The organism is Sphingobium sp. L-44 (assembly GCF_056859495.1).
Window position 1 is genome coordinate 132494 of sequence record NZ_JBSXOQ010000121.1, and the last position, 21571, is coordinate 154064.

At 64.0% G+C, this 21571-nt stretch carries 20 protein-coding genes; 15 read left to right on the forward strand and 5 right to left on the reverse strand.

The window, feature by feature from the left end; all coding sequences use genetic code 11:
• Window positions 1–2 precede the first annotated feature (2 nt).
• The 12 genes from nuoG to AC13EK_RS23080 all read left to right on the forward strand — a co-directional run bounded on the left by nuoG (window position 3) and on the right by AC13EK_RS23080 (window position 13246).
• Window positions 3–2009, forward strand: coding sequence for an NADH-quinone oxidoreductase subunit NuoG (gene nuoG, locus AC13EK_RS23025; protein ID WP_069335849.1), 2007 nt, complete (start codon window positions 3–5; stop codon window positions 2007–2009).
• Complete coding sequence (gene nuoH / locus AC13EK_RS23030) at window positions 2006–3055, forward strand: NADH-quinone oxidoreductase subunit NuoH (protein ID WP_017501781.1); 1050 nt, start codon at window positions 2006–2008, stop codon at window positions 3053–3055. Before nuoG ends, nuoH begins: the two co-directional genes overlap by 4 nt.
• Window positions 3052–3537 (forward strand): NADH-quinone oxidoreductase subunit NuoI, encoded by a 486-nt coding sequence (gene nuoI, locus AC13EK_RS23035; RefSeq protein WP_004211738.1) that lies wholly within the window; start codon window positions 3052–3054, stop codon window positions 3535–3537. The genes nuoH and nuoI overlap by 4 nt, the downstream gene beginning before the upstream one ends.
• 29 nt (window positions 3538–3566) lie before the next feature.
• Window positions 3567–4178 (forward strand): NADH-quinone oxidoreductase subunit J, encoded by a 612-nt coding sequence (locus AC13EK_RS23040; RefSeq protein WP_004211740.1) that lies wholly within the window; start codon window positions 3567–3569, stop codon window positions 4176–4178.
• Complete coding sequence (gene nuoK, locus AC13EK_RS23045; protein WP_004211745.1) at window positions 4175–4480, forward strand: NADH-quinone oxidoreductase subunit NuoK; 306 nt, start codon at window positions 4175–4177, stop codon at window positions 4478–4480. Before AC13EK_RS23040 ends, nuoK begins: the two co-directional genes overlap by 4 nt.
• 10 nt (window positions 4481–4490) lie before the next feature.
• On the forward strand, window positions 4491–6551 hold the full coding sequence (nuoL, locus tag AC13EK_RS23050) for an NADH-quinone oxidoreductase subunit L (RefSeq protein WP_069335850.1): 2061 nt from the start codon (window positions 4491–4493) through the stop codon (window positions 6549–6551).
• On the forward strand, window positions 6551–8104 hold the full coding sequence (locus AC13EK_RS23055; protein ID WP_007714750.1) for an NADH-quinone oxidoreductase subunit M: 1554 nt from the start codon (window positions 6551–6553) through the stop codon (window positions 8102–8104). Before nuoL ends, AC13EK_RS23055 begins: the two co-directional genes overlap by 1 nt.
• The gene (nuoN, locus tag AC13EK_RS23060) at window positions 8104–9540 is read left to right on the forward strand and encodes an NADH-quinone oxidoreductase subunit NuoN (RefSeq protein WP_069335851.1); all 1437 of its coding nucleotides are present in this window, start codon (window positions 8104–8106) and stop codon (window positions 9538–9540) included. Before AC13EK_RS23055 ends, nuoN begins: the two co-directional genes overlap by 1 nt.
• Window positions 9537–10250 (forward strand): biotin--[acetyl-CoA-carboxylase] ligase, encoded by a 714-nt coding sequence (locus tag AC13EK_RS23065; protein ID WP_268801826.1) that lies wholly within the window; start codon window positions 9537–9539, stop codon window positions 10248–10250. Before nuoN ends, AC13EK_RS23065 begins: the two co-directional genes overlap by 4 nt.
• Window positions 10251–10260: 10 nt before the next feature.
• Window positions 10261–11043, forward strand: a complete 783-nt coding sequence (locus AC13EK_RS23070; RefSeq protein ID WP_069335853.1) for a type III pantothenate kinase — start codon at window positions 10261–10263, stop codon at window positions 11041–11043.
• Window positions 11040–12677 (forward strand): ribonuclease J, encoded by a 1638-nt coding sequence (locus tag AC13EK_RS23075; RefSeq protein ID WP_037507521.1) that lies wholly within the window; start codon window positions 11040–11042, stop codon window positions 12675–12677. Before AC13EK_RS23070 ends, AC13EK_RS23075 begins: the two co-directional genes overlap by 4 nt.
• Before the next feature lie 299 nt (window positions 12678–12976).
• Entirely contained in the window at window positions 12977–13246 is a 270-nt protein-coding gene (locus AC13EK_RS23080) for a DUF1467 family protein (protein WP_007714730.1), read from the forward strand.
• Between the two features lie 657 nt (window positions 13247–13903).
• Here the strand turns inward: AC13EK_RS23080 and AC13EK_RS23085 are convergent.
• Window positions 13904–15079, reverse strand: coding sequence for a vWA domain-containing protein (locus AC13EK_RS23085; RefSeq protein ID WP_069335856.1), 1176 nt, complete (start codon window positions 15077–15079; stop codon window positions 13904–13906).
• A 146-nt stretch (window positions 15080–15225) separates the two neighbouring features.
• Between AC13EK_RS23085 and AC13EK_RS23090 the strand changes: the two genes are divergently transcribed.
• Window positions 15226–16590 (forward strand): methyl-accepting chemotaxis protein, encoded by a 1365-nt coding sequence (locus AC13EK_RS23090; RefSeq protein ID WP_170828625.1) that lies wholly within the window; start codon window positions 15226–15228, stop codon window positions 16588–16590.
• On the opposite strand, the gene AC13EK_RS23095 is transcribed toward AC13EK_RS23090, so the two are convergent.
• Window positions 16578–17432, reverse strand: a complete 855-nt coding sequence (locus AC13EK_RS23095; RefSeq protein WP_069335858.1) for a DUF817 domain-containing protein — start codon at window positions 17430–17432, stop codon at window positions 16578–16580. The genes AC13EK_RS23090 and AC13EK_RS23095 overlap by 13 nt on opposite strands.
• Window positions 17433–17553: 121 nt before the next feature.
• Here AC13EK_RS23095 and AC13EK_RS23100 point away from each other — a divergent pair, with 121 nt between their 5' ends.
• Window positions 17554–18423 (forward strand): DUF3617 domain-containing protein, encoded by an 870-nt coding sequence (locus AC13EK_RS23100; protein ID WP_069335859.1) that lies wholly within the window; start codon window positions 17554–17556, stop codon window positions 18421–18423.
• Window positions 18424–18483: 60 nt separating this feature from the next.
• Here AC13EK_RS23100 and AC13EK_RS23105 read toward each other — a convergent pair whose 3' ends face one another.
• Window positions 18484–19530 (reverse strand): hypothetical protein, encoded by a 1047-nt coding sequence (locus AC13EK_RS23105; RefSeq protein ID WP_069335860.1) that lies wholly within the window; start codon window positions 19528–19530, stop codon window positions 18484–18486.
• Window positions 19531–19574: 44 nt separating this feature from the next.
• On the opposite strand from AC13EK_RS23105, the gene AC13EK_RS23110 reads away from it, so the two are divergent.
• Window positions 19575–19709, forward strand: coding sequence for a hypothetical protein (locus tag AC13EK_RS23110; RefSeq protein WP_483022399.1), 135 nt, complete (start codon window positions 19575–19577; stop codon window positions 19707–19709).
• Window positions 19710–19780: 71 nt separating this feature from the next.
• Here the strand turns inward: AC13EK_RS23110 and AC13EK_RS23115 are convergent, their stop codons facing one another.
• Entirely contained in the window at window positions 19781–20626 is an 846-nt protein-coding gene (locus AC13EK_RS23115) for an AAA family ATPase (protein ID WP_010337204.1), read from the reverse strand.
• Between the two features lie 99 nt (window positions 20627–20725).
• Window positions 20726–21409 (reverse strand): DUF6975 family protein, encoded by a 684-nt coding sequence (locus AC13EK_RS23120; protein ID WP_069335861.1) that lies wholly within the window; start codon window positions 21407–21409, stop codon window positions 20726–20728.
• Window positions 21410–21571 lie beyond the last annotated feature (162 nt).

Below are 21571 nucleotides of genomic sequence, written 5' to 3' on the forward strand. Positions count from 1 at the left end.
CCATGCCGAAGGTCAAAGTAGACGGCGTAGAACTCGAAGTCCCGGCGGGCGCCACAGTCCTCCAGGCTTGCGAGCAGGCGGGGAAGGAAATCCCCCGTTTCTGCTATCATGAGCGCCTTTCCATCGCCGGCAATTGCCGCATGTGCCTGGTCGAGGTGAAGCCCGGACCGCCCAAGCCGCAGGCTTCGTGCGCGCTTCCGGCCACCGAAGGCCAGGAAATCCGCACCGACAGCGAAATGGTCAAGAAGGCCCGCGAAGGGGTGATGGAGTTCCTGCTCATCAACCACCCGCTGGATTGCCCGATCTGCGACCAGGGTGGCGAGTGCGACCTGCAGGATCAGTCGGTGGCCTATGGCCGTGGTTCGTCGCGCTATGACGAGAACAAGCGCGCCGTCACCGAGAAGAATATGGGGCCGATCGTCAAGACGGTCATGACCCGCTGCATCCAGTGTACCCGTTGCGTGCGCTTTGCAGAGGAAGTCGCGGGCGTGCCGGAAATCGGCGCCATCTATCGCGGCGAGAATATGCAGATCACCACCTATCTCGAACATGCCGCCAAGAGCGAACTGTCGGGCAATGTGGTCGACCTGTGCCCGGTCGGCGCGCTGACCGCCAAGCCCTACGCTTTCGAAGCGCGTCCGTGGGAACTCAAGAAAACCCATGCGATCGACGTTATGGACGCGCTCGGCACCAACATTCGCCTCGACAGCCGTGGTCGTCAGGTGCTGCGCGCCGTGCCGCGCATCAATGACGATGTGAACGAGGAGTGGGCGAGCGACAAGACCCGTCACAATGTCGACGGTCTGGTCCGCAAGCGTCTCGACAAGCCGTTCGTCCGCAAGGATGGCAAGCTGGTTCCGGCGACCTGGGCGGAAGCCTTCGCCGCCGTCGCCGCCGTCCAGCATGGCGGCAGCGTCGCGGCGATCGCCGGCGACCTGCTCGACTGCGAAACCATGTTCGCAGGGCGCGCGCTGGTCGAAAAGCTCGGCGGTTCGCTGCTGGAAGGCCGTCAGACCGGCCTGTCCTACGACGTGTCGAGCCTGTCTTCGGTGGTGTTCAACACGCCGCTCGCCGATCTCGAAACCGCGGACGTCATCCTGCTGGTCGGCACCAACCTGCGCTGGGAAGCGCCGCTGGTGAACACCCGCATCCGCAAGGCGATCAAGAAGGGCGCGAAGGTCTTCGCCGTCGGTCCCGAATTCGACCTGACTTACAAGGTCGAATGGCTGGGCAATGACGCGTCGCTGCTGGCCAAGCTGCCGGACGCCGTGCTCGAAGCCTTCAAGGGCGCTGCCCGTCCGGCGATGATCGTCGGTGGCGGCGTGCTGGCCAAGGACGGCGCGCATGGCGACACGCTGGCGCTGGTCGATACGCTGGGCCTGATCAAGGACGGCTGGAACGGTTACAACGTCCTGCACTTCGCAGCGGCCCGCATGGGCGGCCTGATGCTGGGCTATGCAACCAAGGGCGGCATCAAGGCGGTGGCTGCGGCCGCGCCGAAGCTGCTCTTCTCGCTCGGCGCCGACGAAGTCGACTATTCGGCCTTCGAAACCAGCTTCAAGGTCTATGTCGGCCATCATGGCGACAAGGGCGCCCATGCGGCGGACGTGATCCTGCCGGGCGCAAGCTACGCCGAAAAGGCCGGCACCTACGTCAACCTGGAAGGCCGGGTGCAGTTCGGTGAAAAGGCCGTGTTCGCGCCGGGCGATGCCCGCGAGGACTGGTCGATCCTGCGCGCCCTGTCGGAAGCGCTGGGTGCCAAGCTGCCGTTCGACAGCTTCGACGCGCTGCGCGCCGAAATGGTCAAGGCGGTTCCGGCGCTCGGCGTCGAAGGTATCGCCAACTATGGCTGGTCGGTCCCGTCGCTGCCGACCGGTGCGACCGGTGAACTGGGTTCGCCGATCAAGGATTTCTACCTCACCAACGCGATCTGCCGCGCCAGCCCGACGATGCAGCAATGCTCGGCCGAGCTGATCCATGGTGAAAGCTTCGCGGAGGCCGCAGAGTGACCGCTTTCTTCCAAGGCCTTGGCCTGCCTTTCGAGGGCGCATGGCTGCTTTCGACCATTATCGGTATCCTGGTCATCGCACTGCCGCTGATGCTGGCCGTCGCCATGATCATCTATGCCGACCGCAAGATCTGGGCGGCCATGGCGCTGCGCCGTGGTCCCAACGTCGTCGGCCCGCTGGGCCTGCTTCAGTCCTTCGCGGACGGCCTCAAGGTCTTCCTGCAGGAAACCATCGTTCCCTCGGCGTCGAACAAGGCCCTGTTCCTGATCGCGCCGATCATCACCTTCACCGTGGCGCTGATGGCCTGGGCCGTCATCCCCTTCGGCGTCGGCGTGATGGTGTCGAACGTCAATGTCGGCCTGCTCTACATCCTCGCCATCTCGTCGCTCGGCGTCTATGGCGTGGTTCTGGCGGGGTGGGCGTCCAACTCCAAATATCCCTTCTATTCCGCGATCCGCGCCAGCGCGCAGATGATCTCCTATGAAGTCTCGATCGGCTTCATCCTGATCACCGTCGTGCTGTGGGCCGGCAGCTTCAACATGTCGGCGATCGTGGAAAGCCAGAAGGGCTATTACGGCTTCCTCAACGGCAACGGCTTCAACCCGCTGCTGTTCCCGATGGCGATCATGTTCCTGATTTCGGCCATGGCGGAAACGGCGCGCGCGCCGTTCGACCTGACTGAAGCGGAATCCGAACTGGTCGCGGGTTACCAGACCGAATATTCGTCGATGGCCTTCGCTCTGTTCTGGCTCGGCGAATATGCCAACGTCATCCTGATGTGCGGCCTCAACGCGATCCTGTTCTGGGGTGGCTATCTGCCGCCGTTCGACTGGGCGCCGCTCTATCTGGTGCCGGGCATCATCTGGTTCCTGCTCAAGATCGCCTTCTTCTTCTTCGTCTTCTCCTGGGTGAAGGCGACGGTGCCCCGCTACCGTTATGACCAGCTGATGCGGCTGGGCTGGAAGATCTTCCTGCCGACCTCGCTCTTCTTCGTCTTCCTGGTTTCGGGCTTCCTCATGCTGACGCGCTATGGAGGCGCACAATGAGCCTCGGTTACTACGTCAAAAGCTTCACCCTCTGGGAGTTCGTGAAGGCGCACTGGCTGACCTTGAAGTATTTCTTCAAGCCCAAGGCGACGATCAACTACCCCTATGAGAAGAACCCGATTTCGCCGCGTTTCCGTGGTGAACATGCGCTGCGCCGCTACCCCAACGGGGAAGAGCGCTGCATCGCGTGCAAGCTGTGCGAGGCCATTTGTCCGGCGCAGGCGATCACCATCGAGGCGCAGCCGCGCGACGATGGCAGCCGCCGCACCACGCGCTACGACATCGACATGACCAAGTGCATCTATTGCGGCTTCTGCCAGGAAGCCTGCCCGGTCGATGCGATTGTCGAGGGCCCGAACTTCGAGTTCGCGACCGAAACCCGCGAGGAGCTGATCTACGACAAGGCCAAGCTCCTGGAAAACGGTGACAAGTGGGAGCGTGCCATCGCTGCCAATCTTGCTGCCGATGCCCCCTATCGTTAAGCCGCCGGCGTCAAAGGGAATATGAACCTGTGATCCACGTCCTCGCCTTTTACCTGTTCGCCATTCTGGTGGTGAGCAGCGGCGCGCTCACGATATTGTCGCGCAACCCGGTCCACTCGGTCCTCTGGCTGATCCTGGCCTTCTTCAACGCTGCCGGTCTGATGATCCTGCTCGGCGCCGAATTCATCGCGATGCTGCTTGTCATCGTCTATGTCGGCGCAGTCGCGGTGCTGTTCCTGTTCGTCGTCATGATGCTCGACATCGACTTCGCCGAACTGCGCGCCGGCTTCGTCAGCTATCTGCCGTTCGGCCTGCTGATCGCGCTGGTGCTGCTGGCGGAAATCGTTCTGGGCATCGGCCTGTGGAGCGCCGGCCCGATCGAACTCGCGCAGCGTGCGGCCCCGGCCAATCCGGAACTTTCCAACATCCAGGCGATCGGCGGCATTCTCTACACCCGCTACATCTTCCTGTTCGAGGCGGCGGGTATCGTCCTGCTGGTCGCGATGATCGGCGCCATCGTGCTGACCCATCGTGCCCGTGGCGGCGTCCGTGGTCAGAATGTTGCCAAGCAGAACCGCCGTCGTCCGCAGGACGCCGTGCGCAACATCAATCAGCCCGTGGGGCAGGGGGTGGAGCTGTGATCGGCCTTCAACATTATATGGTGGTCAGCGCCATCCTCTTCGTGATGGGGGTGCTCGGCATCTTCATCAACCGCAAGAATGTCATCATCATCCTGATGGCGATCGAGCTGATCCTCCTCAGCGTGAACATCAACCTCGTCGCCTTCAGCGCCTTCCTGGGCGATCTGGTGGGCCAGGTCTTCTCGATGTTCGTGCTGACCGTCGCGGCGGGTGAAGCGGCCATCGGCCTCGCCATCCTCGTCATTTACTTCCGTGGTCGCGGCACCATCGCCGTCGACGATGTCAACCGGATGAAGGGCTGAGCCAAATCCCATGATCCAGCTTATCGTCCTTCTCCCGCTGCTCGCCGCAGCCATCGCCGGCCTTGGCAACAAGGCCCTGGGCAAGATCCCGGCGAAGATCGTCACGACCGGCGCGCTGTTCGCAGCCTGCGCCATGTCCTGGCCGATCTTCATCAGCTTCCTGACCGGCCACGCCGAACCCTATGTCGCGCCCGTCTTCACCTGGATCGAAAGCGGCAGCTTCGATGCCCAGTGGGCGCTGCGGGTCGACACCATGACGGCGGTCATGCTGGTGGTCATCACCAGCGTGTCCAGCCTCGTCCACCTCTATAGCTGGGGCTATATGGACGAAGAGCCGGATCAGCCGCGCTTCTTCGCCTATCTCTCGCTCTTCACCTTCGCGATGCTGATGCTCGTGACCGCGAACAATCTGCTGCAGATGTTCTTCGGTTGGGAAGGCGTGGGTCTGGCCTCCTACCTGCTGATCGGTTTCTGGTTCCGCAAGCCTTCGGCCAACGCGGCCGCGATCAAGGCGTTCGTCGTCAATCGCGTCGGCGACCTTGGCTTCATGATGGGCATTTTCGGCACCTATCTGGTGTTCAATACCATCTCGATCCCGGAAATCCTGGAAATGGCTCCCTCGATGGCGGGTTCGACCATCGGCTTCCTGGGGCACCGCTTCGACACCATGACCGTGCTCTGCCTGCTGCTGTTCATCGGCGCGATGGGCAAGTCGGCGCAGCTCGGCCTCCACACCTGGCTTCCCGACGCGATGGAAGGCCCGACCCCGGTGTCGGCGCTGATCCACGCGGCCACCATGGTCACCGCCGGCGTCTTCATGGTCTGCCGCCTGTCGCCGATGTTCGAAATGTCGCCGACCGCGCTGACCGTGGTCACCTATGTCGGTGCCGCCACCTGTTTGTTCGCCGCCACCGTCGGCACCGTGCAGACCGACATCAAGCGCGTCATCGCCTATTCGACCTGTTCTCAGCTGGGCTACATGTTCTTTGCGGCCGGTTGCGGCGCCTATGGCGCGGCGATGTTCCACCTCTTCACCCACGCCTTCTTCAAGGCGCTGCTGTTCCTGGGCGCCGGCTCGGTCATCCATGCGATGCACCATGAGCAGGACATGCGTTACTATGGCGGCCTGCGTAAGAAGATCCCGGTAACCTTCTGGACCATGACGCTCGGCACGCTCGCCATCACGGGCGTCGGCCTGCCGCTCGTCGGCGTCGGTTTCGCCGGCTTCTATTCGAAGGACGGCATTCTCGAAGCGGCCTTCGCTTCGGGCGGTGCGGGCATCGGTGCCTATTATGTCGGCGTGTTCGCCGCGCTGCTGACCAGCTTCTACAGCTGGCGCCTGGTCTTCCTGACCTTCTTCGGCAAGCCGCGCTGGACCCAGTCGGAACATATCCAGCATGCCCTCCATGACTCCCATGGGCATGACGATCACGGCCACGGCCATGACGATCACGCCCATGCCGGCCATGGCCATGACCATCATGCCCATGACGCTGGCGACGGCACCGGTGGCTACCACCCGCATGAAAGCGGCCTGGTCATGCTGATCCCGCTGCTGGTGCTCAGCCTGGGCGCCGTGTTCGCCGGCTTCGTCTTCCACGACCAGTTCATTGGTCCGGAAGGGGGCATCGAGTTCTGGAAGGGCGCCCTGGCGTTCGACAGCCACCTGATGCACGCCGCGCATGAAGTGCCGACCTGGGTCAAGTTCGGTCCGTTCACCGTGATGCTGACCGGCCTGGTCATTGCCTGGCTGGCCTACATCAAGAACACCGACTGGCCGCAGCGCTTCGTCGCCACCTTCGGCGCCCTGCACCAGTTCCTGCTCAACAAGTGGTATTTTGACGAGCTGTACAACTTCCTGTTCGTCAAGCCCGCCTTCGCCATCGGCCGCTTCTTCTGGCAGTTCGGTGACGTCGGCTTCATCGACCGCTTCGGCCCCAACGGGCTGGCTGCTCTGGTCGTGCAGGGCAACAAGATCACCCGTCGGCTTCAGTCCGGCTACCTCTACACCTATGCGCTGGTGATGCTGATTGGCCTCGCCGCGGCTGCAACCTGGGCGATGACACGATAATGGACGGCTTCCCCATCCTCTCCCTGATGATGGCAGTGCCGATGGCTGGTGCCATCGCCTGCCTCTTCGCTGGCGCCAATAATGCGCGCTGGATTGCGCTGATCGCCACGCTGGTCGATCTGGTCCTGGGCATCGTCCTGTGGGTCAACTTCGATCAGTCGGGCGCAGGCGCCCAGTGGCAGTTCACCGAATATGCGCCGATCTTCGGCCGCTTCGCGTGGGCGCTCGGGATCGACGGCATCGCCTTGCTGCTGATCGCGCTGACCGTGTTCCTGATGCCGATCTGCATCGGCGCCAGCTGGAACGCGATCAACAAGCGCGTCGGCGAATATATGGCGGCGTTCCTGTTCATGGAGGTGCTGATGATCGGCGTCTTCACCGCGCAGGATCTCTACCTCTTCTACATCATGTTCGAAGCCGGCCTGATCCCGATGTATCTGATCATCGGTATCTGGGGTGGTGCGAACCGTATCTACGCCTCGTACAAATTCTTCCTCTACACGCTGCTCGGCTCGGTCCTGATGCTGATCGCGATGATGTGGATGGTGCATGAGGCCGGCACGACCCGCATCCCCGACCTGATGGCCTACAACTTCGATCCGAAGATCCAGATCTGGCTGTTCCTCGCCTTCTTCGCCAGCTTCGCGGTGAAGATGCCGATGTGGCCGGTCCATACCTGGTTGCCCGACGCGCACGTTCAGGCGCCGACCGCCGGTTCGGTCATCCTGGCAGGCGTGCTGCTGAAGATGGGTGGCTATGGCTTCATCCGCTTCTCGCTGCCGATGTTCCCGGAAGCCTCGGCGCAGCTCGCGCCCTGGGTCTGGGGCCTGTCGATGGTCGCCGTCGTCTATACCAGCCTCATCGCGCTGGTTCAGTCGGACATGAAGAAGCTGATCGCCTATTCGTCGGTCGCGCACATGGCGATCGTCACCATCGGCCTGTTCGCCTTCAACCAGGCGGGCCTGGAAGGCGCGATGATGGTCATGCTGGGCCACGGCCTCGTCTCGGGCGCGCTGTTCCTGTGCGTCGGCGTCATCTATGACCGGCTGCACACCCGTGAGATCAACCGCTATGGCGGCCTTGCGATCAACATGCCGCGCTACGCCGTGCTGTTCCTGCTCTTCACCATGGCTTCGGTCGGTCTGCCGGGCACCAGCAACTTTGTCGGCGAATTCCTGTCGCTGATGGGCATCTATCAGGTTTCGACCTGGGCGGCGCTGATCTGCACCACCGGCATCATCCTGGGTGCGGCCTATATGCTCTACCTCTATCGCCGCATCTGCTACGGCGATCAGGTGAACGCCGATGCCGCCGCCATGCCCGACCTGTCGGCGCGTGAAATCTGGCTGCTCGCCCCGATCGCCGCGGCGGTGCTCTGGATGGGCGTCTATCCGGAAAGCTTCCTGGCCCCGATGCGTCCCGACATCCGCGCGCTCGAAGCGCGTCTCGCCCCTGCGGCTCCCGCAGGAGATTCCCAGATCAAGATGGGTGCGCCCAAGCCGGTAGGCGAGGGCCATCATGAAGAAGCCGCTGCGCACGGGGAGGCGCACTAATGATCGAAACCGCTTCCCTTCTGGCCGTACTGCCGGAACTCATCCTCACCGGCTCTGGCCTGGTGCTGATGCTGATCGCCGCCTTCGGTGGTGACCGCTCGACCTATGCCGTCAACTGGCTGGCAGTGCTTGCACTGCTCGCCGCCGGCCTCAGCCTCTGCACCTCGATGGCGCATGGCCCGGTCGCGTTCGACGGCCTGGTCCGTGCCGACGCCTTCTCGGTCTATGCCAAGGCGCTGATCTATGGCGCGGCCGGTGCGGCCATCCTGCTGGCCCCGCGCTTCTTCGCCACCGGCGGCGCGCTGCGTGCCGAATATGCCGTCCTGATCATCTTTGCCGCCATCGGCATGGGCATGATGGTCTCGGCCGGCGACATGCTGACGCTCTATGTCGGCCTGGAAATGAACAGCCTCGCGTCCTACGTGCTGGCCAGCTTCATGCGCCAGGACGAAAAGTCGTCGGAAGCGGGCCTGAAATATTTCGTGCTCGGTTCGCTGGCCAGCGGCATCCTGCTCTATGGCATCTCGCTGCTCTACGGCTTCACCGGTTCGACCGCGTTCGACGGCATTGCCATCGCCATGGGCGACGGCGTGTCGAAGGGCGAACTGTTCGGCTTGGTCTTCGTGCTTGCCGGCCTCGCCTTCAAGATCAGCGCCGTGCCGTTCCACATGTGGACGCCCGACGTCTATGAAGGTGCGCCGACCCCGGTCACCGCCTTCTTCGGCAGCGCGCCCAAGGTCGCCGCGATGGGCCTGATGGTCCGCGTCGCGATCGAAGCGCTCGGCCCGGCTGGCCTCGACTGGCAGCAGATCATCATCTTCGTTGCGCTCGCGTCGATCCTGTTCGGTGCGGTCGCGGCGATCGGCCAGACCAGCATCAAGCGTCTGATGGCCTATTCGTCGATCAACAATGTCGGCTTCGCGCTGGTTGGCCTCGCCGCCGGCACGCCCGCCGGCGTTGCCGCGACGATGAGCTACATGGCGATCTATGTCGTCATGACCATCGGCGCCTTCGCCTGCATCCTTCAGATGCGGGATGCCGACGGCAAGCCGGTCGACACGATCGCCAGCCTCGCCGGCCTGTCGCAGTCGCGCAAGGGCCTGTCGGCCGCCTTCGCGATCTTCATGTTCTCGATGGCCGGTATCCCGCCGCTGTTCGGCTTCTGGGCGAAGTTCCTGGTGTTCGATGCCGCGGTCGCCGCCAACCTGACCGCGCTCGCCGCCTTCGGCATCGCTATGTCGGTGATCGGCGCCTTCTATTATCTCAAGATCATTAAGACGATCTATTTCGACGAGCCGGCCGCGCCCTATGAGGCAAAGGGCGGGGCGGTCGAGAATATCATCATGGCCGCTTGCGCCATCGTGATCGTCTTCGGTTATCTGCTCAACCCGCTGCTGGACAAGGCCAGCGCGGCTGCGGCGGCATCGCTGTTCTGACGCAGTTTCGCACCGTAGAAGAAACCGGCTCCACCAATGCCGACATGCTGGCATTGGCGGAGCAGGGTGAAACCGAGGGCCTCTGGCTGCGCGCAAAGCGACAGTCCGGAGGCCGCGGTCGTTTGGGCCGGGCGTGGGAAAGCCCGGTCGGCAATCTCTATTGCTCCACCCTGATCCGGCTGCAGCCGGGCGACCCGATGGCGCACACGCTGGCGCTAGTCGCGGCGAACGCCGTCCATGCGCTGGTCGCGCCGCTCTGTGCCGGACAGGCGCGGATCAAATGGCCCAATGACATATTGGTCGACGGCGCGAAGATCGCCGGCATATTGCTGGAACGCACCGGCGATGCCGTGGTCGTCGGCATCGGCATCAACGTCACCCATTTCCCGCAAGGGCTCGACCGTCCGGTCACCAGCCTAACAGCGCAAGGCGCGACCGGGGAGGGGGCGGACGCCGCTGCGCTGCTGGAGCGCCTCGCCCAGCTTTTCGGCCATTGGCTGGCGATCTGGCGCGCCCAGGGGCTTGATCCGGTGCGCGCCCACTGGCTGCTCAACGCCCATCCGACCGGCACGCCGATGCGCGTCGTCCAGCCCGACGGCGACGTGGTGGAGGGTGGCTTCGGCACGCTCGACAGCCAGGGCATGTTGATCCTGCGCTTGGCGAATGGCGACACCCGTGCCATTCATGCCGGCGATATCTTTCTCATCTGAGGGTTCGGCCATGCTTCTCGCGATCGACGCGGGCAACACCAATGTCGTTTTCGCGCTGCTCGACGGCCGCGAGATCAAGACGCGCTGGCGCATCGCCACCGACCCGCGCCGCACCGCCGACGAATATGCCGTGTGGCTGAACCAGCTTTTGATGCTGGAAGGCTATGCCATGGCCGATGTCGACGCGGTGATCGTCGCCACGGTCGTGCCGCGCGCGCTCCATAATCTTCAGGTGCTGGCCGACAAATATTTCAAGACGACCGCGCTGGTCGCCGGCCAGGGGCTGGTCGACTGGGGCATCGAACTGGACGTGGCCGAACCCGCCTCGGTCGGCGCCGACCGGGTTGTAAACGCGATCGCGGCTCACCATCTTTATGATGGCGACCTGATCGTCATCGACTTCGGCACGGCGACCACCTTCGATGTGGTGGACTATCGCGGCGCCTATAAGGGCGGCATCATCGCGCCGGGCATCAACCTGTCGCTCGATGCGCTGGTGGCAGCCGCGGCCAAATTGCCCCGCATCGCGATCGCCCCGCCAGAGAACCGATCAGTTATCGGTCGGACTACCGCCGACGCCATGCTGATCGGCGTCTTCTGGGGCTATGTGGCGATGATGGAGGGGCTGGTCGCCCGGATGCGGGCCGAGATTGGCCGCCCGACCAAAGTGATTTCGACCGGAGGACTCGCCGTCCTCTTCAATGACAATAGCGATATTTTCGATGCGATCGCGCCCGACCTGACGATCCAGGGCCTCGCATTGCTGTACGAACGGAGTTTTCAGACAGAATGACACCCAAGGACGAGCTGCTCTTCCTGGCCCTTGGCGGCTCGGGCGAGATCGGCATGAACGTCAATCTTTATGGTTGCCAGGGCAAATGGGTCATGGTCGATCTCGGCCTGACCTTTGCCGACCCGCTTTATCCCGGCGTCGAGCTGGTGCTGCCCGACCTTGCCTTCATCGAGGAGCGCAAGGACGACCTGCTCGGCATCGTGCTGACCCATGGCCATGAAGACCATATCGGCGCCATCCCCTATCTGGCGGCGGACCTAGGCGTGCCGCTCTATGCCACGCCCTTCACCGCCGGCCTGATCCGGCTGAAGCTGGAAGAGGAAGGCCTCACCAAGGAGGTGAAGCTCCACGTCATCGAGAATGAGGGCAGCTTCAATCTCGGTCCGTTCGGCTTCCGCTATGTGCCGCTGGCCCATTCGATCCCGGAGGGCAATGCCGTCCTGATCGACACGCCGCACGGCCGCATCTTCCACACCGGCGACTGGAAGCTGGACGCCGCCCCGCTGCTCGGCCAGCCCTCCACTCCGGAGGAACTGACCGCGATTGGTGACGAGGGCGTGCTGGCCCTCGTGTGCGACAGCACCAATGTCTTCAATCCAGAACCATCGGGTTCTGAAAGCACCGTTCGAGATGGCCTGATGCAGACCGTCGCAGCGGCGAAGGGCCGGGTGCTGGTTACCACCTTCGCGTCGAACGCTGCGCGCGTGCAGACGCTGGGCGAGGTCGCGGCCGCCACCGGGCGCAAGCTGTGCGTCGCCGGCCGCTCGCTCGACCGCATCATCAGCACCGCCAAGGCCGCTGGCTATCTCAAGGATTTCCCGCCGCTGGTCGACTGGGACGATGCGATGGACCTGCCCCGCTCCGAAGTGATGTTCATCGCCACCGGCGGCCAGGGCGAGGCACGCGCCGCCCTGTCGCGCATCGCCTTTGACAGCCACCCGATCAAGCTGGCCGAGGGCGACACCGTCGTCTTCTCGTCCAAGCAGATTCCGGGCAATGAGATCGCGATCGGCCGTATCCAGAATGCGCTGGCGACCAAGGGCATCATCATGGTGACCGACCGCCAGGCCGAGGTCCATGTCTCGGGCCATCCGGGCCGTCCGGAACTGGAATCCATGTATCGCTGGATCCGCCCCGCCATCCTGCTGCCGGTTCATGGCGAGCGTCGCCACATGGCGGAACAGGCGCGGCTTGGCCTCGCCACCGGCATCCCCGATGCCGTGGTCCAGTCGAACGGCGATCTGCTGCGCCTGGCACCGGGCAAGCCGACGATCATTGGGCATGAGGATACCGGCCGTCTGGTGCTCGACGGCGATGTCATCCTGCCCGCCGACGGCGCGACCATGAACGAACGGCGCAAGCTCGGCCTGCACGGCCAGATCAGCGTCGCCGTGGCGCTCGACGCCAAGAACCGCCTGATCGGCGAACCCGTGCTGCGCACCCAGGGCGTGCCGGTGGAGGAAGACAAGGATGCCTTCCTCGCCGAAGCGGCCGAGGAAGCGGCGGCGGCCGTCGCCAAGGGATCGATGGAGCAGGAAGCCCTGCGCGAACGCCTGCGCCTCGCCGTGCGCCGCACCGCCACCCGCTGGACCGGCAAGAAGCCGATCGTCGACGTGCTGCTGATCCGCGCATGATTTAGGCCAGAGCGCCGTTCGCGTCCGACCTTCGGGCAGATGCGGACTACGCTTTCGCACGTAGCCGGAAACATCTGGAGCGAGATGATATCAGGCGGGCTCGTCATTGCGAGCGTAGCGAAGCAATCCATCTCCCGCCGGTGGATTGCTTCGCTACGCTCGCAATGACGTCATGGGTTGATCTCATGCCATCTCGCTCTAGGCTCGGGCCGATCAAGATTGAATCGTCATGGCGAGCGAAGAAATGCCGCGATGACGGGAGAGGATAGGGGCATGCGCTGCAATAACGGGCGGGCCGGATGAACTGGTACGCCATCTTCGCCATCTATGTGCTGTTCTGGGTGATCAGCGCTTTCCTCGTCCTGCCCTTCGGCCTGCGCACGCCCGATGAGACGGGCGAGCTACTGCTGAAAGGCCAGGCGGACAGCGCCCCCAGCAACTTCCGCCCCGGCCGCGTCATGCTCCGCGCCACCCTGCTCTCGGCCGTCCTGTTCGGCCTCTATTATGCCAATTATGTGCAGGGCTGGGTCACGATCGACAACATCCCCGGCCTCCATCCGCCACGCTGAGCGGGGATGACGGAGTTGGGTTGGAACAAGACATAGCCCCTCCCTTCCAGGGAGGGGTTGGGGTGGGTGGCGAGCGTAGCGAGCTTCTGCCCTATCGATCGTAGACCGCCGCTACGCGGCGCACCCACCCCCAGCCCCTCCCTGAAAGGGAGGGGAGTAGGAAACGTCCGCAAGTGGTCGCTATCTTCCATCCCCATCCCGTCATGCCGGGCTTGACCCGGCATCCCGCTTTTCTTGCTTTGCGAGCGCGAGCCGACCAAGGCCGCACACCCTCTGTCCTATTCGGCCCGTTCATGATTTACTCCGGCCATGAACAGCCATCCCCCTCACGCAAGCATGTCCAGAATTGTCGCGCCGCTGTCGCGTCCCTGTCGCCTGACTGTCGCGTCGATAGTGCGGGACGGTGACCCTGATCGTGACCCAAATGTGGCGTCACAGGCGCGTAGGTGTCGCGTCGCGGGCGCGTGACAGGTGCAAATGGCCTGAAATGGCCCGACGACACTGTGAACTTCGGGCCGAAACAAACTGTCGCGTCATCTGCCTGACCGGCCGGCCCTCAAGGCGGCAAATTCGCGCTGTCCTACACCGCGCGCCTCCGCCACAATGCGGACGGCTCTTTGACCTGTCGGATATGCCCGCGCGCCGCGGAGGCCGATCTTACCGCTTGCGCGTCAATTCCCGCATCGCCTCGTCCAGCCCCTCCAGCGTCAGCGGATACATGCGCTCGTTCATCAGGTCGCGGATGATGCGGGTCGACTGGCTATAGCCCCAATGTTCCGCCGGCGCGGGGTTCAGCCACACGGTCGCGGGATAGGTATGGGCGACGCGCTGCAGCCAGACGGCACCGGCTTCCTCGTTCATATGCTCCACCGATCCGCCGGGATGGCTGATCTCATAGGGGCTCATCGCTGCGTCGCCGACGAAGATCACCTTATAATCATGGCCATATTTGTGCAGCACGTCCCAGGTCGGGGTGCGCTCGGCAAAGCGGCGGCGATTATCCTTCCACACGCCTTCATAGAGGCAGTTATGGAAGTAGAAGAATTCCATATTCTTGAATTCGCTGGTCGCGGCGGAAAACAGCTCCTCGCACAGCTTGATATGCGGGTCCATCGATCCGCCCACGTCCAGGAACAGCAGCAGCTTGACCGCATTGTGCCGCTCGGGCCGCATCCGGATATCGAGCCAGCCCTGCCGCGCGGTGCCGCGGATCGTGGCGTCCAGGTCCAGCTCGTCGGCCGCCCCCTCCCGCGCGAAGCGCCGCAGCCGGCGCAGCGCCACCTTGATGTTGCGGGTGCCGATCTCGCGATTGCTGTCCAGATTGGCGAACTCGCGCTTTTCCCACACCTTGATCGCGCGCTTGTGCCGGCTTTCCCCGCCGATCCGCACGCCCTCGGGATTATAGCCGCCATGGCCGAAGGGGGATGTGCCGCCGGTGCCGATCCACTTGCTGCCGCCCTGGTGGCGTTCCTTCTGCTCCTCCAGCCGCTCCTTGAGCGTCTTCATGATCTTGTCCCAGTCGCCCAGCGACCTGATCTTCTCCATCTCCTCGGGGCTGAGGAACTTCTCCGCGACCAGGCGCAGCCATTCCTCGGGTATCTCCGCCTCGACCCCGTCCTGGCCCAGCAGCCCCTTGAACACGCGGGCAAAGACCTGGTCGAACCGGTCGATCAGCCCTTCGTCCTTCACATAGGTGGCACGGGCGAGATAATAGAAATCCTCCGGTCGCCGCTCGATCACGTCGCGGTCGAGCGCCTCCAGGAGCAACAGATGCTCCTTGATGCTGGCGGGGATGCCGGCGGCGCGCAGCGCGTCGAGGAAATTGAGCATCATGGTGCCGATCTTGTCGGCCAGCGTGTCGGGCGATGCAAGCGTCGGGCAGATCGCATTGGCGAAATTTTAAGTGTTGCGCCGCACGGTAAACAGGTCAGTATCTATTGTGACAGTTAAGTTGCGGGGGCGGCTTGGAAAACGGGGAATTGTTGGCTGACCTGGGCGAACGGTCGGGCGACATAGCATTGCAATGCAGCGAAACCGCTGGATTTCTGGGCGAAGTGAACCGCCGGATCCAGGGCGATTCGGCGCGCCTGTCGGACCTGCAGGCGAACATGCAGACGCTGACCGCCAGCCAGAATGAGAGCGTGGCGGCGGCCCAGGAACTCAGCCTCACTGCCGGTCGAGCCGGGCGCATCATTGCCGAGGGGCATGATGTCATCACCCTGTCGCTGGGCGAGGTGGCGGGGCTGGTCGAGCATGTCACCGGCCTGGAAGGCCATCTGCGCCAGTTCCTGCAGGTGATCGAAGCGGTGGGCGGTATTTCCGACCAGCTTGGAACGATCGCCCGCCAGACCCGCCTGCTTGGCGTCAATGCCGCGATCGAGGCGGCGCGCGGCGGCGAGGCGACGATGGGCTTTGCCGTGGTGGCGGAGGAAATCCGCCGGCTTGCCGAGCAGGCGGCCGAGTCCTCGGCCTCGGTCGGCAGCAAGCTTGGCCAGCTCGACCGCGATGCCCGCCATCTGATCGGTGGGGTGGAGGCGAATATCCAGCGCGGCCGCGACGTCGGCACCCATATCGACCAGTTGCGCCTGTCCATGGCGGAAATCGCCTCGCTGGTGACCCAGTTTGGCGAGCGCTCCAACGCGATCGTCGCCTGCACCGATGAGGCCGACGCCCATGTCGCGGCGCTGGACCAGGGGCTGGCGCTGTTCGGCCGCTCCTCGACCGAAAGCGCGGGGCGTGTCGACATGGCCCGCGACAAGATCGAGACGCTGGAGAGCCTGGCCAATGACATGCTCAACACGGCGGCGCAGAGCCGGCTGCGCACCCGCAACAGCCATTATATCGCGCTGGCCGAGGATGGCGCCGCAGAGGTCACCGCCCTGATCGAGGAGGCACTGGCCCGCGGCGAACTGTCGCAACAGGCCTTGTTCGATCGCAGCCATCGACCGATCGCAGGATCCGAACCGACCCAATATCAGACCGGTTTCACCGCCTATGCCGATCTGCGGGTGCGGCCGCTGCTCGACCGCCATACCGCGCAGGACGCGACGATCATCGGCTGCTGCCTGATCGACATGGACGGCTATCTGCCCACCCATATCAGCGCGCGCAGCCAGCCGCAGCGCATCGGCGACCCGCGCTGGAACATGGAGCATGCCCGCAACCGGCAGATATTCATGGACGCCCAGACCCGCCGCGCGCTCGACGGCGACGATGATTTCTACCTCTTCACCTATCGCCAGAATCTGGGGGAGGGGCGTTATCGGGCGCTGCGCAGCGTGTTCGTGCCGCTGCGCTTCGCCGGGCGTCGCTGGGGCCTGTATGAGGTCGGCTATCTGATCTGATCGGCGCGCCTTATGCCGTGGATCAGCGAGACCAGCACGAAGGAGATGATCATCAGCAGATACCAGGCGCCCAGCTTCATCAGGCTGACCATCTCCCAACCATGGCGCTGGCTGGGGTAGGTCCAGGCATTGGCGAAGGTGCCGATATTTTCCGCCAGCCAGATGAACAGCGCGACCAGGAAGAAGCCGAGCAGAAGCGGCATGCGCCGTGGCTCGCGCCAGGGCGTGAACCAGATCCAGCTGCGCCCGAACAGCAGGATGGCGGCGGCGAACAGGGCGATCCGCACATCGGGCAGCCAGTGATGGGCGAAGAAATTGACATAGATGGCGCTCGCCAGCAGCACTGTCGCCCAGACCGGCGGATAGCGGCTGAAGCCGAAGTCGAAGATGCGCCAGACCCGTGCGATATAGCTGCCGACGGCCGCATACATGAAGCCGGAAAAGAGCGGAACGGCGCCGATATGGAGCAGGCTTGCCTCCGGATAGATCCAGCTTCCCGCATGGGTCTTGAACAATTCCATGATCGTGCCGATCAGGTGGAAGGCGCAGATCACCAGCGCCTCACGCGGACTTTCCAGCCGCAGGGCCAGCATTGCGATCTGGATCGTGACCGCCGACAAGGTCAGGAAATCATAGCGATGCAGCGGCGCGCCGGCGGGATAGAAAAGGTGGGTCGCGAGCAGCAGGGCCAGCATCAGTCCGCCGAACAGGCAGGCCCAGCCCTGTTTGAAGCCGAACAGCAGGAACTCATAGGTCCAGGCGCGTGGCCCCGCCGCGACGCGGACCGATTCCAGATGGGCGCGTATCCGCGCAAAGCGGGTCGCGCCCGTGGGGTCGTTCATGTCCCCATGTCTAGCGCGCCATGGCCCGGACGCCAATCATTCCGGCCCCGACAAAAGGGCTTTGCAGCGCGCGCATGATCGTTAAGCTGACGGAACGACAAAAAATGAGGAGAGGCTGCCGATGGCGGGACGGCGATGGACGCGGGGTCTGGCTTTGGCGCTGCTCGGCGCGTCGGGCGCGGCGCTGGGGACCGATACGCCCCAGCAGGCCGAGGACGAGATCATCGTGGTCGCCGCCCGGATGAAGATCATCAACATCGAATATGCGCTTCGTGGCCCCTGGCTCAAGGCCTGCAATCTCGACGGGACGACCGGCACGCCGGCCGCCGACCGGGCGATCTGCATGTTATTGCAGCAATGCCTGCTCGACGGGAAGACAAGGCGCGAAGAGGCCAAGCAATGCGTCAATGCCCGGATCGATGATCTCGCCAGTCACCGTGGAACCTTGCCTGCACTGGTAAGCGAGGCTGCGCTTGAAACCGCCGCCGTCGGGCAGGATGCAAAAGCGGATGACGCGGAAAAATCCGATGCGATCATCGTCACGGGCGCGCGCCATGTCATTAATCCGGGCCTGTGGCGATTTACCGAGATCGGCACCTATGTGAGCAGCATGTCCGGACATCATCCTCCCGGCACCCGCCAGTGGGAGGCCTGCATACCTGACCGCCGCGATGACCTGGCGATCCGCTATGCCGTGGAGGGACCGCCCCGGCCGGCTGGGGCCGGTGGCCCGCATGGATGCCGCCAATGGCGGCTCACTGTGTCAGGGCGCAAATTCGAGGGGCGACTATATTGCGGCCGTGCGCATGGTGGCTTTTCCTATGGCAGGATGAACGGAACGGTCACGGGCGATGCGCTGGAGGCATCTGCCGAACACAAGACGGTTGGCGCACGCGGGCCGCGCGGGAAGGGGCCCGAGAAGCCGCGCTTCTTCGGGAGCCTGAAGACGGAATTGTCGGGGGAGCGCGTCGGCGTGTGCCCCGGTCGCTGATCGGAAGCGAAAGGGCGCTCCGGATAATGTCCGGAGCGCCCAGGATTTTCTAAAACCGCCTCAGTTGGGCTTGCGCGCGCCTTGGCTGATCGTCACCTCGCCATTGGCGGCATAGAGCGCCGTGGCTTCGGCCTGGGCGGTCTGGGGATCCTTGCCGTCCAGGATCGCGGCGATCTGGCGGCCACTGGGCACCTTGTCATAGACGCCGTAAAGGTCGGTCTGGCCGACCATATGGATCGACAGTTGATAGCCAAGGTCGCGGGTGGCGGGATCGAAAGCGAGGACAGTGCCGCTATCGTCGACCGGCACGATGATCGCGCCATCGCTGCGCCCCGTCTGCTGCAGCATGTCATAGCTGCCCTGTGCGGTCTGGACGGTGCCGCGAATGCACAGATTATCCTTGCCCTCGCGCGGGATGCGGACTTCCTGCGGCACGGGCTGGCCGGCGGTGCCGCTTGGCACGGCCTTGGTCAGGCGGGCGTCGCCGCCATCGCCGGTCGGGCAGGCACCGAAGCTGGCCGGGCTGGTCGCGTGAAGGCTTGCCGCATCGTCGAATTTCAGGCCGGCCAGCATGCCGTCCAACCCGGCCAGCACTTCGGCGCGGCGTTCTGTCGGCCCGGTGACGCGCAGCTTCACCATCCAGCGCCCGGCATGGGCGAAGGCAGCCGCCGTCGTCAGCGCGCCATCGGCGGCATCGTCATAGACGGCGCGGATGGCCGTGCCCGCGCGGCCGCCGGCGGCGACGCTGTCATAAGCGGTGCGATGGGTCTTGCCGCCGAACCGCTCCATCACCGCCTTGTCGGTCATGTAGGCGGCGAGTGAAGCGTCGGCATAGGCGGGCAGATAGACATAGAGGGTCGCCTGGATGGCGCCATCCTGCGAAATATATTGGGCGTAATTGTCGATGCCCTTGCCGCCGTTCGATACTTCGCCGCTCTTGGTCAGCGACAGGCTGGCGACCGTCTGCGGCAGGCTGATGCCAGCGGCGGTGGCACGTATGGCAGTATCACTGGGCGTCCATGCCTCGATATCGTCCGCTGCCTGCGCCAGCGAGGGCAGGGCTAGGCAGAGGGCCATCGAACATAGGAACAACGCACGTCGGGGCATTGGCATCCTCTCTCTCGATCCAGACCGTCTTGGCGCGGCCTTGAATGACAGAGGATCAGGAAATCACGGATTCCGCAGGGGCGCAAGCCGCCTTCACGCTGCCGGTGCTATTTGCCCCGGAAATTGCCACAATTGCGGGCCGTGACAGGCCCATTGCGGTGCAGCATCGGTCCGGATGACGCCTTCGGCGACGACCAAGCCGGGTTCGCCCAATGTGAGGAGCGCGATTCGGCAAGGCTGGCGGGCGGCCTCAGCGCCCCTGGCGTCGCGCCATGAAGGCCAGGCGCTCGAACATCATGATGTCCTGCTCATTCTTGAGCAGCGCGCCGTGCAGCGGCGGGATCGCCTTGGTCGGGTCGGCATTCTGCAACACGTCGAGCGGCATATCCTCGTTCAGCAGCAGCTTCAGCCAGTCTAGCAGTTCGGATGTGCTGGGCTTCTTCTTGAGGCCCGGCACTTCGCGAATGTCGTAGAAAATGTCCATCGCCCGGCTGACCAGCATCTTCTGGATGCCGGGGAAATGGACATCGACGATCGCCTGCATCGTCTCGCGATCCGGGAATTTGATATAGTGGAAGAAACAGCGGCGCAGGAACGCGTCGGGCAGTTCCTTCTCGTTGTTCGAGGTGATGATGACGACCGGCCGTTCCTTGGCCGCGACCGTCTCGCCGGTCTCATAGACATGGAAGGCCATGCGATCGAGTTCCTGCAACAGGTCGTTGGGAAATTCGATATCGGCCTTGTCGATCTCGTCGATCAGCAGGACGGGCAGGGTGGGGGAGGTGAAGGCCTCCCACAGCTTGCCCTTGCGGATATAGTTGGCGATGTCATGGACCCGCTCGTCGCCCAACTGGCCATCGCGCAGGCGGGCGACCGCATCATATTCATACAGGCCCTGATGCGCCTTGGTCGTCGACTTGACGTTCCATTCGATGAGGGGGGCGTTAATGGCCTTGGCGATTTCCTGGGCCAGCACGGTCTTGCCGGTGCCCGGTTCGCCCTTCACCAGCAGCGGCCGGCGCAGCAGCACTGCGGCATTGACCGCGACCTTCAGATCGTCGGTGGCGACATAATCCTGGGTGCCTTCAAAGCGCATCGCTCTCTTCCGCTCCATCCTTGCTGGAGGACCGGACTAGGCAAAGCGGGATTGGGGCGCAACGCGTTTGTGCGTTGCGGCAAGCGGTGGGGCGATGGATCAGTCCTGCTGTTGCCGGCGGATGGCGGCGCGCGCCTCCAGCACATCCCACAGGCCGCGATGCTGAGCCAGCAGTTGGCGCATGCCGAACTGGATTGCGCGATCAACGGCCGGGTCGCCACCAATGGCGCGAGCGACTTCCAGTGTGGCGCGATGATCGGGCAAGGAGCAGGGAATCGGTTCAATGCCCGCACGAAGCGCGGCAATGTCCAGCAGCTTGCGCACGGCGCGCCAGTCCAGCACCAGCGCGATCGCCGCGCCCATGGCGCAACCGCGCCGGTCGGACTGGGCCAGCATGTCGAGCGCATGGCGCTGCTGACTGACGATGGTTTCGCAGCTGCTCTGGCCCGCCGTGCTAGGGGCGGGGCCGGCGGCCACGGTGACCTGGGTCAGATAGGCGCGCTCCCGCGCAAAGGCGTCGGCGGCCTCGATCAGCCAGCGGCGCGCGGCATTGTCGACCGAGCGGGTGGCCGCGTGATCGATCACGCCAGGATGGCGACCATGGAGCAGGCAGAGATAATAAGCGGCATCGGCAAGGTCGGGCAGGCCAAGGCCATCGCGCGAGCGGGCGTCCTGGCTCGCCTGGGCCAGATAGCTGTGGCTATAGCTGCCATCGGCCCGAACCAGCATGTCCAGGATTTGCGCAATATCGTCGCCCCGGCGCAGCGCCGTCACTTCGCTCATAGAAATTTCCCTGTGGCAACGGCGTAAGGGGCGCCGCTGGGCACAATCTAGGGCAAGGTGCGTAAACGCCGGGTTAAACTTGTCGCTTCGGCTGGTCGCAAATGTGGCACCAATGGTCTAGGCCGTTATGGTTAACAAATGATGCTATCGTCTTGAAAAACA

Bases quoted from the DNA above. Each gene is read 5' to 3' on its own strand.
- AC13EK_RS23085 (WP_069335856.1), bottom strand. From the start codon at position 15,079: ATGATGCTCAATTTCCTCGACGCGCTGCGCGCCGCCGGCATCCCCGCC.
- AC13EK_RS23055 (WP_007714750.1), top strand. From the start codon at position 6,551: ATGGACGGCTTCCCCATCCTCTCCCTGATGATGGCAGTGCCGATGGCT.
- AC13EK_RS23110 (WP_483022399.1), top strand. From the start codon at position 19,575: ATGACAGAGGATCAGGAAATCACGGATTCCGCAGGGGCGCAAGCCGCC.
- AC13EK_RS23120 (WP_069335861.1), bottom strand. From the start codon at position 21,409: ATGAGCGAAGTGACGGCGCTGCGCCGGGGCGACGATATTGCGCAAATC.
- AC13EK_RS23115 (WP_010337204.1), bottom strand. From the start codon at position 20,626: ATGCGCTTTGAAGGCACCCAGGATTATGTCGCCACCGACGATCTGAAG.
- AC13EK_RS23100 (WP_069335859.1), top strand. From the start codon at position 17,554: ATGGCGGGACGGCGATGGACGCGGGGTCTGGCTTTGGCGCTGCTCGGC.
- nuoL (WP_069335850.1), top strand. From the start codon at position 4,491: ATGATCCAGCTTATCGTCCTTCTCCCGCTGCTCGCCGCAGCCATCGCC.
- nuoG (WP_069335849.1), top strand. From the start codon at position 3: ATGCCGAAGGTCAAAGTAGACGGCGTAGAACTCGAAGTCCCGGCGGGC.
- nuoI (WP_004211738.1), top strand. From the start codon at position 3,052: ATGAGCCTCGGTTACTACGTCAAAAGCTTCACCCTCTGGGAGTTCGTG.
- AC13EK_RS23075 (WP_037507521.1), top strand. From the start codon at position 11,040: ATGACACCCAAGGACGAGCTGCTCTTCCTGGCCCTTGGCGGCTCGGGC.
- AC13EK_RS23080 (WP_007714730.1), top strand. From the start codon at position 12,977: ATGAACTGGTACGCCATCTTCGCCATCTATGTGCTGTTCTGGGTGATC.
- AC13EK_RS23070 (WP_069335853.1), top strand. From the start codon at position 10,261: ATGCTTCTCGCGATCGACGCGGGCAACACCAATGTCGTTTTCGCGCTG.
- nuoN (WP_069335851.1), top strand. From the start codon at position 8,104: ATGATCGAAACCGCTTCCCTTCTGGCCGTACTGCCGGAACTCATCCTC.
- AC13EK_RS23105 (WP_069335860.1), bottom strand. From the start codon at position 19,530: ATGCCCCGACGTGCGTTGTTCCTATGTTCGATGGCCCTCTGCCTAGCC.
- AC13EK_RS23095 (WP_069335858.1), bottom strand. From the start codon at position 17,432: ATGAACGACCCCACGGGCGCGACCCGCTTTGCGCGGATACGCGCCCAT.